Consider the following 18,154-nt stretch of genomic DNA (forward strand, 5'->3'; position numbering starts at 1 on the left):
AATCCCTCCCATCTCCATCATAAATCCAAATTAAGGAAATGGCAAAAAATAACCGTTGAGAAGAGACTTTCTCAACGGCCTGAAAAATAATACAGGCGAAAGCCTGTTTTTATTATGTTAATAAAATAATTTGCAAGCATACGATTATTTTTCTTACAACACGCCTCCATTCGTACAGAAAAATTTTAATATAAATATAATTATTGCTTTATGGTAGACAAGGTTTCAGTCATTATATAAAATGAAAACGGAGTCAATTTTTTGAACAGTTTGATTAGGAGGATGGGAAATGAATATCCATGAGTATCAGGGGAAGGAAATCCTCAGAAAATATGGGGTAACGGTTCCAAACGGAAAAGTGGCTTTTACTGTTGAAGAAGCAGTTGAAGCGGCGAAAGAGCTTGGCACTCAAGTATGTGTCGTCAAAGCGCAAATCCACGCAGGCGGACGGGGTAAAGCCGGCGGCGTAAAGGTTGCGAAAAACCTTGATGAGGTTCGTACATATGCAAGTGAAATTCTTGGAAAAACCTTGGTGACCCACCAAACGGGTCCTGAAGGGAAAGAAGTAAAGCGCCTGTTAATTGAAGAAGGCTGCGATATTAAGAAAGAATACTATATTGGTCTTGTTTTGGACCGTGCCACTTCCCGGGTGGTATTAATGGGTTCTGAAGAAGGCGGAACAGAGATTGAAGAAGTTGCCGCAAAGACTCCAGAGAAAATTTTTAAAGAAGAAATTGACCCGGTTCTTGGCTTGATGCCATACCAGGCACGCCGTCTAGCGTTCAATATTAATATACCAAAAGAATTGGTCAATCAAGCGGTCAAATTCATGACAGGTTTATATACTGCTTACATTGAAAAAGATTGTTCCATAGCTGAAATCAACCCATTGGTTGTGACTGGCGACGGCAAAGTTATGGCGCTGGATGCCAAATTGAATTTTGATTCCAATGCCTTGTACCGTCAAAAGGATATTTTGGAATATCGTGACCTGGAAGAGGAAGATCCAAAGGAAATCGAAGCATCCAAGTATGATTTAAGCTATATTGCATTAGATGGAAATATCGGCTGTATGGTAAACGGTGCCGGCCTTGCAATGGCGACGATGGACATTGTCAAGCACTACGGCGGTGACCCTGCCAACTTCCTTGATGTTGGGGGCGGTGCTACAGCTGAGAAGGTTACAGAAGCATTTAAAATTATCCTTTCTGATCCAAACGTAAAAGGTATTTTTGTTAATATTTTCGGCGGAATCATGAAATGTGATGTTATTGCCGAGGGTGTTGTCGAGGCGGCGAAACAGGTCGGACTATCTATTCCGCTTGTAGTCCGTTTGGAGGGTACGAATGTGGACTTGGGCAAGAAAATCCTTGCTGAATCTAGTCTTAACATCGTTGCTGCTGAATCGATGGCTGACGGCGCACAAAAAATCGTCGAATTAGTTAAATAGGATCTCAAGAAAGGGGAATTAACGTGAGCGTTTTTATTAATAAAGATACGAAAGTTATTGTTCAAGGGATTACAGGCGGAACCGCCCGTTTCCATACAAAACAAATGCTTGAATATGGCACCAAAATTGTCGGTGGCACTTCACCGGGCAAGGGCGGCCAGGAAGTAGAAGGCGTTCCTGTCTTCAATACAGTTAAAGAGGCTGTAGATGCAACTGGCGCAAATGCTTCTGTTATCTATGTTCCGGCTCCATTCGCAGCAGACTCGATTATCGAAGCGGTCGATGCTGAATTGGATTTGGTTATCTGTATCACTGAGCATATTCCGGTTCTTGATATGGTTAAAGTGAAGCGTTACATGGAAGGCAAAAAGACCCGATTGGTCGGCCCTAACTGCCCTGGTGTGATTACGGCTGATGAATGTAAAATCGGCATCATGCCTGGCTACATTCATACAAAAGGCCATGTAGGCGTTGTTTCACGCTCTGGTACATTGACCTATGAAGCGGTTCATCAATTGACTCAGGCTGGCGTCGGCCAGACTACCGCAGTCGGCATCGGCGGCGACCCAGTCAATGGCACAAACTTCATCGATGTGTTAAAGGCGTTTAATGAAGACCCTGAAACCTACGCTGTGATCATGATTGGGGAAATCGGCGGAACGGCGGAAGAAGAAGCGGCACAATGGGTAAAAGCAAACATGACTAAACCTGTTGTCGGCTTTATCGGCGGCCGCACTGCACCTCCAGGCAAGCGCATGGGCCATGCCGGCGCGATTATTTCTGGCGGTAAAGGGACAGCTGACGAAAAAATCCGTGTCATGAATGAGTGTGGAATCAAAGTGGCTGAAACTCCTTCCGTTATGGGTGAAACTTTAATTGAAGTGTTAAAAGAAAAAGGGTTATATGAAAAGTGCAAAACCCACTAAAATAGTATTTTTCAACTAACGAAACTAGCAGATAGTCCCCTCATATTCTGAGGGGCTATTTCTATAGATTAAAAACAAAAAGGAGGAAAACTTTTGTGAATGAATTTAATGAAAAGCTGATTGCATTGCTGCATTATCCGACGATCTCGTGGAGCACCGTTTTCCAGATCTTGAAAAGAGACCCCACACTCGACACCCTTCACCCCTATCAATCATCTGAACAGCTGAAAATGGCCATCCCCTCCACCAGTAATCTTGCCACTGAGCCTTCAAATGAATCCTTTTATCCCGAAATCATTCATGAACAAATTCGTCAATATAAAACAAATGACATTACGGTCATTACGATTTTTGATAAACAATACCCAAAATATTTGAAAGAAATTTATCAGCCGCCATGGGCCCTGTTTGCCAAGGGGGATTTATCACTTCTGGAAAAAGAGCCAAAACTGGCTGTTGTGGGTTCAAGGGAGGCGACCCAGTATGGCAAAAATGCCATTCGCAGCTTATTTCCAGAACTAATTGAAAATGGTATCGTCATTGTCAGCGGGTTGGCGAAGGGAATTGATACTCTTGCCCATGAGCATGCCATTAAAAACAATGGCCGGACCATTGCTGTTATTGCGGGTGGTTTATATCATATCTACCCAAAGGAAAATGTGAAACTTGCTAAAGAAATGATGAACACCCAGCTGATCGTCTCAGAATACCCACCTGACACGATGCCGCAGCGTTGGCATTTTCCATCTAGGAATCGAATTATTAGCGGAATGTCCCAAGGAACGTTTATTATAGAAGCAAAAAGAAAAAGCGGTTCGCTGATTACTGCCAATTTCGCTGTAAATGAAGGGCGGGAAGTATTTTCGCTGCCAGGAAGCATCTTTAATCCTTGTTCAGACGGAGCGAATGATTTAATTCAGCAGGGGGCAAAACTTGTAACGAATGCCGGGGATATTTTGATTGAATTAAGATGAAACTGCCTTTAAAGAAAAAAATTTAAACGTTTTTGCAGGGTTTTTTGAATAAATGAAGAAAAAGTAGCTTAAAATGGTTGAAATTATTTCTAATTTGTATTACATTTTCCAACAGATGTTCGAAAAAAAGAATATATGAAAATTGGTAAAATATGAATGTAAATAAACTATTACTGAAAATAAATTTGGGATATGGGAGTTTTGTCAAGTATTTCTGCAAGTAATGTTGTAAATAAATATAAAAAACTTCTAAATGGTAAGCATCTTAAGAAAAGGCTTTTGCCGAATTCAAGGCGCTTTCACACTTCCCTCTTTGAAGGAGGATTTTGATATGTCAGATTTTCTGGTAATCGTAGAATCGCCAGCAAAAGCGAAAACGATTGAACGATACTTAGGAAAAAAATATAAAGTAAAAGCATCGATGGGGCATGTGATCGACCTGCCCCGCAGTCAAACAGGGATTGATGTAGAAAATGGGTTTCAGCCAAAATATATAACGATTCGCGGAAAAGGCCCTGTGCTTAAAGAATTAAAAACAGCGGCCAAAAAGGCGAAAAAAGTCTATCTGGCAGCTGACCCTGACCGCGAAGGGGAAGCTATTGCCTGGCATTTGGCCCATAGCCTCGGTGTTGATACGGAATCGGAATGCCGCGTGGTCTTTAATGAAATCACGAAAGATGCCATTAAAGAATCATTTAAGCACCCGCGTCCAATCAATAAGGACTTGGTTGATGCGCAACAAGCCCGCAGAATCCTTGACCGCCTTGTCGGTTATAATATCAGCCCATTGTTATGGAAAAAGGTGAAAAAGGGCCTTAGTGCGGGAAGGGTACAATCTGTTGCAGTGAGATTAATTATTGATCGGGAAAAGGAAATACAGGCCTTTGTTCCAGAGGAATATTGGACGATTGAAGCAGATCTTTTAAAAGGAAATGAACAATTTCGTGCGAGTTTTAATACATTGGCCGGTCAGGAAAAGACAGAACTGCGTTCAGAGCAAGAGATGCAAAATATTTTGCGGCAAATGGACGGCAATAAATACAAGGTCATCTCGGTAACGAAAAAGGAAAGGAAAAGGAATCCGGCACCACCGTTTACGACTTCCTCCTTACAGCAGGAAGCTGCCAGGAAACTAAACTTCCGTGCCAAGAAAACAATGATGCTTGCCCAACAGCTATATGAAGGGATTGAGCTAGGAAAAGAAGGAACGGTGGGTCTCATAACTTATATGAGAACCGATTCAACGAGAATATCTGAAGTGGCACAAACCGAAGCCGCCGATTATATTAAAACCACCTATGGCGAAAACTACCTAAAGGTTGAACAGAGAAAAGAAAAAAAGCAGACAAATGCCCAGGATGCCCACGAGGCGGTACGGCCGACGAGCACCTATAGAGACCCTAATAGTTTAAAGGATTTCTTATCAAGGGATCAGCTCAGGCTGTATAAATTAATATGGGAACGATTTCTAGCCAGCCAAATGGCCCAAGCTGTAATGGATACTATGAGCGTGGATTTACAAAACGGAAACGCCATTTTTCGAGCAAACGGTTCGAAAATTAAGTTTCCAGGTTTTATGAAGCTGTACGTCGAGGGGTCCGATGACCAAGTCGAAGAAATCAATAAAATGCTTCCAGACCTGAATGAAGGTGACGAAGTATTCCAAAAGGACATCGAGCCAAAGCAGCATTTTACCCAGCCACCGCCACGGTATACAGAGGCAAGATTGGTCAAGACGCTTGAGGAACTTGGAATTGGAAGGCCGTCTACCTACGCACCGACCTTAGATACAATTCAAAAGCGCAGCTATGTGTCCTTGGATAATAAGCGCTTTGTACCGACGGAACTTGGGATCATAATTAATGAGATATTAATGGAGTTCTTCCCAGAGATCCTTGATGTGGAATTTACTGCGAAAATGGAACAGGGTTTGGATTATATCGAGGAAGGAAAAATTCCTTGGGTCCGGGTTCTTGATGAATTTTACAAGGATTTCAAAATCCATTTGGAAAAAGCGGAGAAAGAAATGCAGGAAGTGGAAATCAAGGATGAGCCTGCAGGGGAGGATTGCGAGAATTGCGGCCATCCAATGGTGTTCAAAATGGGCCGTTATGGCAAATTTATGGCCTGCAGTAATTTTCCTGATTGTCGAAATACAAAACCAATCGTAAAAGAAATCGGCGTCACCTGCCCTAATTGTAAAGAAGGCACAATCGTTGAAAGAAAGAGCAAGAAAAAACGGCTGTTTTATGGCTGCAGCCGGTTCCCGGAATGCGATTTCCTTTCATGGGATAAGCCGCTACCTAGAAGCTGTCCGAAATGCGAAGGTCTCCTTGTTGAAAAGAAATTGAAAAAGGGAGTCCAGGTGCAATGCGTTTCGTGTGATTATAAAGAGGAACCGCAAAGCTAATGAGTGGGCGCTGCTCACTCTTTTTAATTTTTAAAACATAAAACTTTTTTCTATTTGAATCGTATAGTAAAATGCAAGATGGACTTAAAAGAGGGAAAGGTAAATTTATAGATACTTTTTTTGAAGTTTTTCAGGAGGTCAACATGAAAGATATAACTGTAAACGTAATTGGCGCCGGGCTTGCCGGAAGTGAAGCGGCTTGGCAGATTGCCAAACGGGGTGTCAAGGTCCGTCTATATGAAATGCGTCCGGTAAAACAAACGCCGGCCCATCATACTGATAAATTTGCCGAACTGGTATGCAGCAACTCACTGAGAGCCAACACATTGACAAACGCGGTTGGTGTTTTAAAAGAAGAAATGAGACGACTTGATTCGGTCATTATTGCCGCTGCCGATGCCTGTGCGGTTCCCGCAGGCGGCGCACTCGCGGTAGACCGCCATGAATTCGCCGCGAAAGTAACGGAGATGGTCAAGAATCATGAAAATGTTACAATAATTAATGAAGAGGTAACCGATATTCCTGAAGGACCGACGGTTATTGCCACCGGTCCGTTAACAAGCCCGGATTTGTCGGCTAAGCTTAAGAGCTTGACCGGCGAGGACTATCTTTATTTCTATGATGCGGCAGCTCCAATTATTGAAAAAGAAAGCATTGACATGGACAAGGTGTATTTAAAATCCCGTTATGATAAGGGCGAAGCGGCTTACTTGAATTGTCCGATGACGGAGGAAGAGTTTAACCGGTTTTATGAGGCGCTTGTAGCAGCGGAAACAGTCCCGTTAAAGGAATTTGAGAAAGAAGTCTTCTTTGAAGGCTGTATGCCGATTGAAGTGATGGCGGCAAGGGGTGCAAAAACAATGCTGTTTGGCCCGTTAAAGCCGGTCGGCCTGGAGGACCCAAAGACAGGAAAACGTCCGTTTGCCGTTGTCCAGCTTCGTCAGGATGATGCGGCAGGAACGTTGTATAATATTGTCGGTTTTCAGACACATCTAAAGTGGGGGCCGCAAAAAGAGGTCATTCAATTGATCCCGGGTCTTGAAAATGCCGAAATTGTTCGTTATGGTGTCATGCACCGCAATACATTTATCAATTCTCCCAAAGTGTTAAAGGCTACTTATCAATTTAGAAATCGTGAAGATTTATTTTTTGCTGGGCAAATGACCGGTGTGGAAGGTTATGTGGAATCTGCCGCAAGCGGGTTGATTGCCGGCTTGAATGCGGCACGGTTAGTAAAGGGGCTCGAGACCGTGGAATTCCCGGCAGAAACTGCGATTGGCAGCATGGCTCGCTATATTACAAGTGCTAACCCAAATAATTTTCAGCCAATGAACGCCAATTTCGGGTTATTTCCAGAATTGCCGGCAAAGGTCAAAGGGAAACAGGAACGTAATTTGCAGCATGCAAATCGAGCCCTGGAAACAATTCAGAACTTTGTGAAGGTTTTGTAAAATTTATTGCAAGGGCTATGGAAGTATGATACTATTTAGTAGCCCTTGTGAATTGACTAGATTTTATAATTGTGAATGTTTTATTAAACTTGGTTGGCAGCTATTTACAAAGTGGAACGTATTCCCTCAAAATACAAATGAATATTATCATAATGGAATCAGTGCTTTCATTTTGTTCATAATTGAACAAGATGAAAAAACGTTTAATCCTTATTGACAAAGGGAATAATTGGTTGAAGTTTTCATAACTTTCTCTGTAGACAGATTTTTTACATAGTTTGTGTACTCGAAACCGAAACTCCAAAAGGAGGAATTTCTTATGGAACAATTCCATGCCACCACGATATTTGCGATCCATCATAATGGGCAATGCGCGATGTCGGGTGATGGTCAGGTTACAATGGGCAATGCAGTTGTGATGAAACACACAGCAAGAAAGGTCAGGAAGATATTTAATGGAAAGGTATTAGCCGGTTTCGCGGGTTCGGTTGCCGATGCTTTCACCTTGTTTGAACTGTTTGAAGGAAAACTGGAGGAATTTAACGGCAACCTTCAAAGGGCGGCAGTTGAGCTGGCCAAAGAGTGGAGAAGCGATAAAGTCCTTAGAAAGCTTGAAGCTATGCTGATTGTGATGAATCGTGACAGTTTATTATTGGTGTCAGGCACCGGCGAGGTAATCGAACCGGACGATGGAATACTGGCAATTGGCTCGGGTGGCAATTATGCATTGGCTGCAGGCCGTTCGCTTAAGAAATATGCGGGCGACCATTTAAATGCCAAGGAAATTGCCAAGGCAGCCTTGGAAATTGCTGCCGAGATTTGTGTCTATACAAACCATAATATTATCGTTGAAGAAATATGAGGGAGGAGGCTGAAAGTTAATGACAAGAACCACCAATTTAACCCCCCGGCAAATTGTTGAGAAACTTGATCAATATATTATCGGCCAAAAGGATGCAAAGAAAGCGGTTGCTGTCGCACTTCGAAATCGGTACAGACGGGGATTGCTAAACGAAAAGCTCCGTGATGAAATTATCCCGAAAAATATTTTAATGATTGGTCCTACTGGTGTCGGGAAAACCGAAATCGCAAGAAGAATTGCCAAGATTGTTGGCGCGCCGTTTATAAAAGTGGAAGCAACCAAATTTACTGAGGTCGGCTATGTCGGCCGTGATGTTGAATCCATGGTACGTGACCTCGCTGAAACATCAGTTCGTCTCGTAAAGGAAGAGAGGATGCAAAGCGTAAAGGAACGGGCTGAGGAGAATGCCAACAGCAGACTCGTTGACTTGTTAGTGCCGTCTGCAAAAAAATCAACGGCCTATAAAAATCCGCTTGAGATGTTATTCGGCGGCGGAAACCAAACTCAGGACCAGGACACACAGCAAGAGGATTACTCCGTTCATGAAAAACGCAAAATCGTCCGGGAACAGCTTGCACTTGGCCAATTGGAAGAGCAAATGGTTACGGTTGAAGTGGAAGAGCAAGCGCCATCCATGTTCGACATGCTGCAAGGTTCCGGTATGGAGCAGATGGGCATGAACATGCAGGACGCCCTCGGCAGCTTTATGCCGAAGAAACGCAAAAAGCGAAAGCTGACGGTTCGTGAGGCAAGGAAAGTATTGACGAATGAAGAGGCTGCCAAGCTGATTGATATGGATGAGGTAACTGCCGAAGCTGTTTACCGTGCTGAGCAAAATGGAATCATTTTTATCGATGAAATCGATAAAATTGCCAGCCGCAATACAGGCGGGTCATCTGCAGACGTTTCCAGGGAAGGTGTCCAACGCGACATTTTACCGGTTGTCGAAGGCTCTACTGTCGTGACAAAATACGGCCCTGTCAAAACCGACCACGTCTTGTTTATTGCTGCCGGCGCATTTCATATGGCTAAACCGTCGGATTTAATCCCGGAGCTGCAGGGACGATTCCCAATCAGAGTTGAGCTTACAAAGCTGACAGTCGAGGATTTCTTCAGGATTTTAATCGAGCCAGATAACGCTTTAATAAAACAATATCAAGCATTATTGGAAACAGAAGGTATACAAATTGAATTTTCTGACGATGCTATTCGTAGGATTGCGGAAGTAGCGTTTGAAGTCAATCAAAATACCGATAATATTGGGGCAAGACGCCTTCATACGATATTGGAAAAATTGCTAGAAGACCTATCCTTTGAAGCACCGGATATCACGATGGAGAAAATCACAATCACGCCGCAATATGTTGATGAAAAGCTAGGGGCGATTTCTAAAAACAAAGACTTAAGTCAATTCATTTTATAGTCATAATCGACGCCCTTTCATTCTTGTTGCCCTAATACGTTGTAAATATCGTATTATCAAATAAAAAAATTAATAATGGCTGTAGTTATTTAGGAGGAAGAAACAGATGGATTTACTATCAAAAACAAGAAGAATTAATGTGTTATTGCAAAAAGCTGCAGGTAAGCCGGTAAACTTTAAAGAAATGGCTGATACCTTAAGCGAGACAATCGAAGCAAACATTTATATCGTAAGCCGCCGTGGGAAACTTTTGGGATTTTCAATTTACCAGCAAATTGAAAATGAACGCATGAAGAAGATGTTTGAAGACCGCCAATTCCCTGAAGAATATACCAACAGTTTATTTAATATTACCGAGACGTCTTCAAACCTCGATATCGAAAGCCAATATACTGCTTTCCCAGTGGAAAACAGAGATTTATTCCGTGAAGGACTGACAACGATTGTTCCGATTATTGGCGGCGGGGAACGCCTCGGCACGCTAATTCTAGCCCGTCTGCATGACAAGTTCAATGACGATGACCTTATTCTTGGCGAATATGGAGCAACCGTAGTCGGCATGGAGATTTTACGTGAAAAATCGGAAGAAATTGAAGAGGAAGCAAGAAGCAAAGCGGTTGTTCAAATGGCGATTAGTTCATTATCATATAGCGAATTGGAAGCCATTGAACATATTTTTGAAGAGCTTAACGGTCATGAAGGACTTTTGGTTGCTTCAAAGATTGCTGATCGCGTTGGAATTACCCGTTCCGTTATTGTTAACGCGTTAAGAAAGCTTGAAAGCGCCGGAGTTATTGAATCACGTTCCCTTGGCATGAAAGGGACCTATATCAAAGTTCTAAACGACAAGTTTCTTGTTGAACTGGATAAACTGAAATCTCATTAATTTATTCTGTGAAAAAAATTCCCAGCAGCGGTTGGGAATTTTTTTCGCACCTAAACCTTGATTGTTTAAAAACCATGTGCTATATTATTTGATGGTGTTAATACACACGCTTGTTGATTTAGGCAGATGGTGCTAAATTTTTAGTTTCTGTTTAAAAATGAGACGAGCGGAGGAAAATAAAACCACTAGGAGGAAAAATCATGTCAGTCATTTCAATGAAGCAATTGCTTGAAGCTGGTGTACACTTCGGACACCAAACTCGCCGTTGGAATCCTAAGATGAAGAAATACATCTTCACTGAGCGTAACGGCATCTACATTATCGACCTTCAAAAGACAGTTAAGAAGGTTGAAGAAGCTTACAACTGGGTAAAGGATCTTGCTGCTAACGGCGGTACAATGCTTTTCGTTGGTACAAAGAAACAAGCTCAGGACTCTGTTAAAGAAGAAGCAGTACGTTCCGGCATGTACTATGTAAACCAACGCTGGTTAGGCGGAACTTTAACAAACTTCGAAACCATCCAAAAGCGTATCGGCCGCTTAAAAGATATTGAGAGAATGGCTGAAGACGGCACTTTTGATGTATTGCCGAAGAAAGAAGTTGTTCAATTAAAGAAAGAACAAGAACGTCTTGAAAAATTCCTTGGCGGAATTAAAGATATGAAGCAACTTCCAGATGCATTATTCATCATCGACCCTCGTAAAGAGCGCATTGCAGTTGCTGAAGCGAAGAAATTAAACATTCCAATCGTTGGCATTGTTGATACAAACTGCGATCCGGATGAAATCGATGTAGTAATTCCTGCTAACGATGATGCAATCCGTGCGGTTAAACTATTAACTGGCAAAATGGCAGATGCGATCCTTGAAGCAAAGCAAGGCGAAGAGGTAGCTGTAGAAGCCTAATAGCGTGTACTGATAAAAAGGTGATAAGAGGGAGACCCTTTATCACCTTTTTTTAAAGAATGAAAGTTTTTTCTTCACACTCATTGGTAAAAATAGGAATACATAGTAAAATTAAGGAGGAAAAGTAGATATGGCAATTACTGCTCAAATGGTTAAAGAACTACGTGAAAAAACTGGCGCAGGTATGATGGATTGTAAAAAGGCGTTGACAGAAACTGACGGTGATATGGATAAAGCAATTGATTACCTACGTGAAAAGGGTATCGCAAAAGCAGCTAAAAAAGGTGACCGAATTGCTGCTGAAGGTTTAACTTCTATTCTTACAGAAGGCAATAATGCAGTTATTTTGGAGGTTAACTCTGAAACTGACTTCGTTGCGAAAAACGAAGGCTTCCAAACTCTTGTTAAAGAAATTGCAGCGCATCTATTAAACAACAAGCCAGCAACAGTTGAAGAAGCATTGGCACAAACAATGGAAAATGGTGCTACAGTTGATACGCATATTAATGCAGCAATTGCAAAAATTGGTGAAAAGTTATCGCTACGCCGCTTTGCGGTTGTATCAAAAACCGATAATGATGCCTTCGGTGCATACCTTCACATGGGCGGACGCATCTCTGTACTAACAGTTCTAGAAGGAACAACCGATTCTGATGCGGCTAAAGACGTTTCCATGCACATTGCTGCCTTGAACCCTAAATATGTTTCCCGTGACCAAGTGTCCCAGGAAGAAGTAGAACACGAGCGTCAAGTATTGACTCAGCAAGCCCTTAACGAAGGCAAGCCTGAAAATATTGTCGCAAAAATGGTTGAAGGCCGTCTTGGCAAATACTTTGAGGATGTATGTTTGCTTGACCAGTCATTTGTTAAAAACCCTGATCAAAAAGTGCGTCAGTTTGTTGAATCCAAAGGCGGCACTGTTCGCGAATTTATTCGCTACGAAGTAGGCGAAGGTATTGAAAAGCGCGAAGATAACTTTGCTGAAGAAGTTATGAACCAAGTAAATAAGAAATAGTCAATTATTCTTGGCCTGCAAAACTTGTTAATTAATTGATTTTGAATAGGGAACACGCAGTGTTCCCTATTTTTAAAGGTTATGAAAAATGATCATTCTTTTTTACGGAGGTTTATATGAGCAATCCTATGTATAAGCGTGTTGTTTTAAAATTAAGCGGAGAAGCCCTGGCAGGTGATTCGGGCTTTGGAATTAAACCTTCTGTAATCAAATCGATTGCCATTCAAGTAAAAGAAATTGCCGAGCTAGGAGTAGAGGTTGCCGTAGTTGTTGGCGGCGGAAACATATGGCGAGGCAAAATCGGAAGCGAAATGGGAATGGACAGGGCCACTGCCGATTATATGGGAATGTTGGCAACGGTGATGAATTCTTTGGCATTGCAGGATAGTTTGGAGCAATTAGGCATCGAATCTCGCGTTCAAACTTCTATTGAAATGCGCCAGGTTGCAGAACCATACATAAGACGCCGGGCAATTAGACACTTGGAAAAGAAACGTGTTGTCATTTTTGCTGCCGGTACTGGAAACCCGTACTTTTCAACTGATACCACAGCGGCATTAAGGGCAGCGGAAATTGATGCCGAAGTGATACTAATGGCGAAAAATAATGTTGATGGCGTATATTCCGCGGATCCTAAGGTTGACGCGAATGCCACCAAATATGATGATTTATCATTCTTGGATGTAATCAAGGAAGGTTTGGCCGTTATGGATTCGACCGCATCTTCCTTATGTATGGATAATGATATCCCACTGATTGTCTTCTCGATTATGGAACAGGGGAATATTAAGCGGGCAGTCATGGGCGAAAAAATTGGAACAATCGTTAGGGGGAAATAATAATGGCAAAGCAAGTCATCAATTCTGCAAAAGAAAGAATGACAAAAGGAATTCAAGCCTATACTCGTGAGCTTGCCAGCATTCGTGCGGGCAGGGCAAGTGCATCGCTTTTGGACCGAATTACAGTTGATTATTACGGCGCGCCTACTCCAGTCAACCAAATGGCATCGATTTCTACGCCGGAGGCGCGACTGCTTGTCATTCAGCCATATGACAAGACGATTTTGGGCGATATCGAAAAGGCAATTTTAAAGTCTGATTTGGGAATAAACCCTACCAACGATGGCTCAGTCATCCGAATTGCCATTCCTCAGTTAACCGAGGAACGCCGCAAAGAACTGGTTAAGGTTGTGAAAAAAGAATCAGAAGAAGCAAAGGTAGCGATCCGCAATATTCGTCGGGATGCCAATGACGAATTGAAAAAGCTTGAAAAAAATGGTGAGATTACTGAGGACGCCCTTCGCGGTTATTCCGACGATATCCAAAAGCTTACTGATGAACATATCTCAAAAATTGACCAAATCACCAAAGACAAAGAAAAAGAAATTATGGAAGTATAAACAGGCGAAAAGACCCTCTTTTTAGGGGGTTTTTTCACTATCTAAAAGCGTTGTTTAATTTCGACCGCGTCTATTAAAAGTTGTCTGAACATTATTCTTATTTCCTCATTATTTACATAAGTATTTTAAAGAGATATCTTTTTTCATTTTTGGTATGATATAGGCATGCTACATTTTTTTATAATACATACGATGACTAACTCGTCAACGGAATCATCTATTATCGGAGGAAATGATCAATTAATTGGAGGAGCAATAGTATGTTAAATAAAATAAAACTCTGGAAGAACCAAAACAACTCTTCCACTCTCCGAGATAAAATAGAGGAAATAAAAAAACTGCCTGTTCCCGAGCATGTTGCAATCATTATGGACGGTAATGGCAGGTGGGCAAAGAAACGGGCCCTTCCCCGTGTTGCCGGTCATTATGAAGGGATGAAGGTTGTCCGAAAAACAACCATGCTTGCCAATGATTTGGGAATAAAGGTGTTAACCTTATATGCGTTTTCAACCGAGAATTGGAAACGGCCAAAAAATGAAGTGGATTATTTGATGAAGCTTCCGGAGGAATTTTTAGGTTCTTACCTCCCGGAATTGGTGGCAAACAATGTTCAAGTGAAAATGATGGGATATAAGGATCAGCTTCCGGATCATACGTTAAGGGCAATCAATAATGCGATGGAGCAAACGAAACATAATACCGGTCTCGTGTTAAACTTTGCCTTAAATTATGGAAGCCGGGCCGAAATTCTTGATGCGGTTAAGCAAGTCTTAAATGAATACAAAAGTGGAATACTTAAAGAAACGGAAATTGACGAACAGCGATTTTCCTCCTATCTAATGACAGATAATTTTGCCGATCCTGACCTGTTGATTCGGACAAGTGGCGAAATTCGCCTGAGCAATTTTATGCTTTGGCAGCTGGCTTATTCAGAATTCTGGTTTACAGATGTTCTATGGCCAGATTTTAGTGAGAATCACCTGATTACTGCGATTGAGGATTATCAAAAGCGCCAGCGTCGATTTGGGGGAATTTAAGTAGCTTTTTTAAAAAAAGGTGTTGAATTCAATTTTATGAAGCAAAGAATCATTACAGGAGTCATAGCTGCGGCACTCTTCTTGCCAATCGTTTTTTATGGGGGCCTTCCGTTTGTATTGTTAACGTATGTGATGGCCACTGTCGGGCTTTATGAATTATTAAGAATGAAGGGGCTTAACATTTTTTCGCCAAACGGATTTCTCTCCCTTGTATTGCTATGGGTGATCCTATTTCCAAAACAATATGATGAAATAATTGCCGATTTCTATTATTCCAAAACAGAACTGGGTATCGCTTTTATTCTATTGTTATTAACCTACAGTGTTATTACAAAAAATCGCTTTACGTTTGAGGATGCGGCATTTTCTACCTTGTCGGCCATTTATGTTGGGATTGGCTTCTATTTCCTGATGGAAGCACGTACAGCAGGGATTGTTTATATTTTTTATTCCTTGTTTATTATTTGGGCAACGGACTCTGGTGCCTATTTTATTGGAAAGGCGATGGGTAAGAAAAAATTGTGGCCGGAAATTAGCCCAAATAAAACGGTTGAAGGGTCGCTAGGAGGGGTTGTCTGCGCCGTCATTGTTGCCGTTTTCTTCGGATTGTTTTCCGAATTTAATGCATCCCTCATCACAATAATGGGGATTACGGTGGTCCTGTCTATTTTTGGACAAATTGGCGACCTAGTGCAGTCTGCCTATAAACGGCATTTTGGGGTTAAGGATTCAGGGAATATTCTGCCAGGACATGGAGGAATACTCGACCGATTTGACAGCTTGTTATTTGTCCTGCCATTGCTGCACTTATTCCACCTTTGGTAAACCGCTTTTCTTATTAGGAGTTGACGTACTTGAAAAAAATTAGTTTATTGGGAGCAACTGGTTCGATTGGCACCCAAACTTTAGATATCATTCGTGAACACCCCGGCGAATTTGGCCTCGTGGCTTTGTCGTCAGGTAAAAATATCGAGTTAACCAGAAAAATTATTCATGAATTTCAACCGGAGCTTGTTTCTGTACAAACTAGCAATGATTATAATACATTAAAAGCAGAATTCCCTTCTGTAAAATTTACATATGGGGATGATGGGCTCATTGAAGCAGCAGTTTATAAAAAAGCTGACATCCTTGTCAATGCCGTTCTTGGCAGTGTCGGCTTAAATCCTACGCTACAGGCTATTGAATCTGGGAAAACGATTGCCATTGCTAATAAAGAAACCCTCGTAACGGCCGGACATTTGGTGATGGAGGCTGCAGCGAGGAACCATGTATCGCTTCTCCCTGTTGATAGTGAGCATTCCGCGATTTTTCAAGCATTGCAAGGGGAACGGGAGAAAAATATCGAGCGCTTGATCCTTACAGCTTCGGGCGGCAGTTTCCGTGATCGGTCCAGGGAAGAGCTGGAAGACGTAACTGTCGAGGAAGCGCTAAATCATCCGAACTGGTCAATGGGGGCAAAAATCACGATTGACTCGGCAACTATGATGAATAAAGGCCTAGAAGTGATTGAGGCCCATTGGTTATTCCAAATGCCTTACGAAAAAATCGATGTGCTGCTTCATAAGGAAAGTATTATCCATTCGATGGTTGAATTTCACGATTCAAGTATCATAGCCCAATTGGGAACACCTGATATGAGGGTGCCAATCCAATTTGCCTTAACCTACCCTGACCGTTTGCCGCTTCCATCTGGCAATCGGTTGAATCTGGCTCAGGTTGGCAAATTGCATTTTCAGGAAATGGATTTGGAAAGATTCCGCTGTCTCCAGTTTGCTTATAGTGCCGGGAAACAAGGCGGAACAATGCCAACAGTATTAAATGCGGCGAACGAAGCGGCAGTCGCGGCATTTTTGGAAGGCAAAATTCGTTTCTTGCAGATTGAAGATCTGATTGAGAAGGCATTGAGCACGCATCAAACGATGGAACATCCTAGTCTTGCTGTGATCCAGGAGGTCGACAAAGAAACGAGACAGTATGTACGTTCACTCTTATAAAAAAGGTGGTTTTGCGTTTTGAGTACAGTTATTGCCTTTATTGTGATTTTTGGCGCACTCGTCTTCTTTCATGAATTAGGTCACCTTATTTTTGCAAAAAGAGCGGGCATTCTTTGCCGCGAGTTTGCGATAGGCATGGGGCCAAAGGTATTCTCTTATCATAAAAATGAAACAACTTACACCATTCGGCTGCTGCCTATCGGCGGATATGTCAGGATGGCCGGCGAAGATGCGGAAATGGTTGAAATTAAGCCGGGATATCGAATTGGACTATTATTCGACAAGCAGGAAAAAGTTACAAAAATCATCATCAATAATAAAGAAAAGTTTCCTGATTGCCGTATTGTGGAAGTGGAGCATGCGGATATAGAAAAGGACCTTATCATAAAGGGCTATCCTGAAGATGATTCAGAAAATATGCAAACCTTTTTAATTCATCCACAGGCAGTCATTATTGAAAATGGGGTCGAATCCCAAATCGCTCCGTTTGACCGTCAATTTGGTTCTAAAACTTTAGGGCAAAGATTTATGGCCATTTTTGCTGGGCCGATGATGAACTTTGTGCTTGCATTTGTTGTGTTTATAATAATTGCCCTGCTTCAGGGTGTCCCGACAAACGAGCCAAAATTGGGCGAAATTACCCCTGATGGTGCGGCAAAGGCCGCAGGGCTGAAACAGGACGATATTGTTCAAAGTATCAATGGTTCAGAAATTTCTAGCTGGACGGATGTCGTTGAAATTATTCGCGAAAATCCGAATGAAAAATTGGATTTTATGATTGTCCGAAATGGGTCCGAACAAGAAATCCAAGTCACACCGAATGAAAAGACAGTAGAAGGCAAAACAATAGGGATCATCGGGGTGTACAGCCCTGTCGAAAAATCGCCTGTACAGGCTGTAACAGCCGGGGCGAAGGAAACCTATTTTTGGACTACGCAGATCTTTGTCATGCTGGGGAAATTGGTGACAGGTCAATTTTCAATTGACGCCTTATCGGGTCCTGTCGGCATTTATGTTTCAACTGACGAGGTCGCCAAGTCGGGCATTTATTACCTAATGAAATGGGCAGGAATCCTCAGTATCAACCTGGGAATCATGAACCTGCTGCCAATTCCTGCACTTGATGGCGGCAGGCTGATGTTCTTTGCTGTTGAAGCTGTCAGGGGAAAGCCAATCGACCGTCAAAAGGAAGGCATGGTTCATTTCATCGGGTTTGCCCTGTTGATGCTGCTGATGCTAGTCGTTACGTGGAACGACATTCAAAGGTTTTTCTTAAAATAAAGTTTATTCCAGGGGCCGTATTTGCGGTCCCTTATTTTTTTTGGATAAAGTTTTCTGTCGAACATTCCCGAATCTTATCGTATCATATGGTATAATTATGTTTTGAAATAAATTGAGAAAGAGATTTTATAGATAGGA

16 protein-coding genes are annotated in these 18,154 nt (G+C 42.1%); all 16 read left to right on the forward strand.

Annotation, left to right across the window (positions count from 1 at the left end):
• The first annotated feature begins 289 nt into the window (after positions 1–289).
• Positions 290–1,450: an ADP-forming succinate--CoA ligase subunit beta gene (gene sucC / locus AR334_RS25255; RefSeq protein ID WP_066320610.1), complete on the forward strand. Its 1,161-nt coding sequence runs from the start codon at positions 290–292 to the stop codon at positions 1,448–1,450.
• Between the two features lie 23 nt (positions 1,451–1,473).
• Positions 1,474–2,376, forward strand: coding sequence for a succinate--CoA ligase subunit alpha (gene sucD, locus AR334_RS25260; protein WP_066320614.1), 903 nt, complete (start codon positions 1,474–1,476; stop codon positions 2,374–2,376).
• A 95-nt stretch (positions 2,377–2,471) separates the two neighbouring features.
• Complete coding sequence (gene dprA, locus AR334_RS25265; protein WP_066320618.1) at positions 2,472–3,350, forward strand: DNA-processing protein DprA; 879 nt, start codon at positions 2,472–2,474, stop codon at positions 3,348–3,350.
• 331 nt (positions 3,351–3,681) lie between these two features.
• On the forward strand, positions 3,682–5,760 hold the full coding sequence (gene topA, locus AR334_RS25270; protein ID WP_066320622.1) for a type I DNA topoisomerase: 2,079 nt from the start codon (positions 3,682–3,684) through the stop codon (positions 5,758–5,760).
• A gap of 143 nt (positions 5,761–5,903) precedes the next feature.
• Positions 5,904–7,211 (forward strand): FADH(2)-oxidizing methylenetetrahydrofolate--tRNA-(uracil(54)-C(5))-methyltransferase TrmFO, encoded by a 1,308-nt coding sequence (gene trmFO / locus AR334_RS25275; protein WP_066320627.1) that lies wholly within the window; start codon positions 5,904–5,906, stop codon positions 7,209–7,211.
• A 319-nt stretch (positions 7,212–7,530) separates the two neighbouring features.
• Entirely contained in the window at positions 7,531–8,073 is a 543-nt protein-coding gene (gene hslV / locus AR334_RS25280; RefSeq protein ID WP_066320628.1) for an ATP-dependent protease subunit HslV, read from the forward strand.
• A 19-nt stretch (positions 8,074–8,092) separates the two neighbouring features.
• Positions 8,093–9,496: an HslU--HslV peptidase ATPase subunit gene (gene hslU / locus AR334_RS25285; RefSeq protein ID WP_066320629.1), complete on the forward strand. Its 1,404-nt coding sequence runs from the start codon at positions 8,093–8,095 to the stop codon at positions 9,494–9,496.
• A 106-nt stretch (positions 9,497–9,602) separates the two neighbouring features.
• On the forward strand, positions 9,603–10,382 hold the full coding sequence (gene codY, locus AR334_RS25290; protein ID WP_066320630.1) for a GTP-sensing pleiotropic transcriptional regulator CodY: 780 nt from the start codon (positions 9,603–9,605) through the stop codon (positions 10,380–10,382).
• A 200-nt stretch (positions 10,383–10,582) separates the two neighbouring features.
• Positions 10,583–11,287 carry a 30S ribosomal protein S2 gene (gene rpsB, locus AR334_RS25295; RefSeq protein ID WP_066320633.1) on the forward strand — a complete coding sequence of 235 codons (705 nt, stop codon included), beginning with the start codon at positions 10,583–10,585 and terminating at the stop codon, positions 11,285–11,287.
• Positions 11,288–11,417: 130 nt separating this feature from the next.
• A complete protein-coding gene (gene tsf, locus AR334_RS25300) occupies positions 11,418–12,302 on the forward strand; it encodes a translation elongation factor Ts (protein ID WP_066320635.1) in 885 nt (294 codons plus the stop codon).
• Positions 12,303–12,418: 116 nt separating this feature from the next.
• Positions 12,419–13,141, forward strand: a complete 723-nt coding sequence (pyrH, locus tag AR334_RS25305) for a UMP kinase (RefSeq protein WP_066320637.1) — start codon at positions 12,419–12,421, stop codon at positions 13,139–13,141.
• 2 nt (positions 13,142–13,143) lie between these two features.
• Positions 13,144–13,701 (forward strand): ribosome recycling factor, encoded by a 558-nt coding sequence (gene frr / locus AR334_RS25310; protein WP_066320639.1) that lies wholly within the window; start codon positions 13,144–13,146, stop codon positions 13,699–13,701.
• 260 nt (positions 13,702–13,961) lie between these two features.
• The gene (locus AR334_RS25315) at positions 13,962–14,738 is read left to right on the forward strand and encodes an isoprenyl transferase (protein ID WP_066320641.1); all 777 of its coding nucleotides are present in this window, start codon (positions 13,962–13,964) and stop codon (positions 14,736–14,738) included.
• 36 nt (positions 14,739–14,774) lie between these two features.
• Positions 14,775–15,563 carry a phosphatidate cytidylyltransferase gene (locus AR334_RS25320; RefSeq protein ID WP_066320643.1) on the forward strand — a complete coding sequence of 263 codons (789 nt, stop codon included), beginning with the start codon at positions 14,775–14,777 and terminating at the stop codon, positions 15,561–15,563.
• Positions 15,564–15,592: 29 nt separating this feature from the next.
• A complete protein-coding gene (dxr, locus tag AR334_RS25325; protein WP_066320646.1) occupies positions 15,593–16,735 on the forward strand; it encodes a 1-deoxy-D-xylulose-5-phosphate reductoisomerase in 1,143 nt (380 codons plus the stop codon).
• An 18-nt stretch (positions 16,736–16,753) separates the two neighbouring features.
• Positions 16,754–18,016, forward strand: a complete 1,263-nt coding sequence (rseP, locus tag AR334_RS25330) for an RIP metalloprotease RseP (protein WP_066320648.1) — start codon at positions 16,754–16,756, stop codon at positions 18,014–18,016.
• Positions 18,017–18,154 lie beyond the last annotated feature (138 nt).

The sequence above is a fragment of the Bacillus sp. FJAT-29814 genome (assembly GCF_001510715.1).
Classification (GTDB): Bacteria; Bacillota; Bacilli; order Bacillales; family Cytobacillaceae; genus Neobacillus.

Excerpts from the sequence above, each read along its gene's own strand:
- sucC (WP_066320610.1), top strand. The coding sequence starts at position 290 with ATGAATATCCATGAGTATCAGGGGAAGGAAATCCTCAGAAAATATGGG.
- topA (WP_066320622.1), top strand. The coding sequence starts at position 3,682 with ATGTCAGATTTTCTGGTAATCGTAGAATCGCCAGCAAAAGCGAAAACG.
- trmFO (WP_066320627.1), top strand. The coding sequence starts at position 5,904 with ATGAAAGATATAACTGTAAACGTAATTGGCGCCGGGCTTGCCGGAAGT.
- hslV (WP_066320628.1), top strand. The coding sequence starts at position 7,531 with ATGGAACAATTCCATGCCACCACGATATTTGCGATCCATCATAATGGG.
- hslU (WP_066320629.1), top strand. The coding sequence starts at position 8,093 with ATGACAAGAACCACCAATTTAACCCCCCGGCAAATTGTTGAGAAACTT.
- codY (WP_066320630.1), top strand. The coding sequence starts at position 9,603 with ATGGATTTACTATCAAAAACAAGAAGAATTAATGTGTTATTGCAAAAA.
- rpsB (WP_066320633.1), top strand. The coding sequence starts at position 10,583 with ATGTCAGTCATTTCAATGAAGCAATTGCTTGAAGCTGGTGTACACTTC.
- tsf (WP_066320635.1), top strand. The coding sequence starts at position 11,418 with ATGGCAATTACTGCTCAAATGGTTAAAGAACTACGTGAAAAAACTGGC.
- pyrH (WP_066320637.1), top strand. The coding sequence starts at position 12,419 with ATGAGCAATCCTATGTATAAGCGTGTTGTTTTAAAATTAAGCGGAGAA.
- frr (WP_066320639.1), top strand. The coding sequence starts at position 13,144 with ATGGCAAAGCAAGTCATCAATTCTGCAAAAGAAAGAATGACAAAAGGA.
- AR334_RS25315 (WP_066320641.1), top strand. The coding sequence starts at position 13,962 with ATGTTAAATAAAATAAAACTCTGGAAGAACCAAAACAACTCTTCCACT.
- AR334_RS25320 (WP_066320643.1), top strand. The coding sequence starts at position 14,775 with ATGAAGCAAAGAATCATTACAGGAGTCATAGCTGCGGCACTCTTCTTG.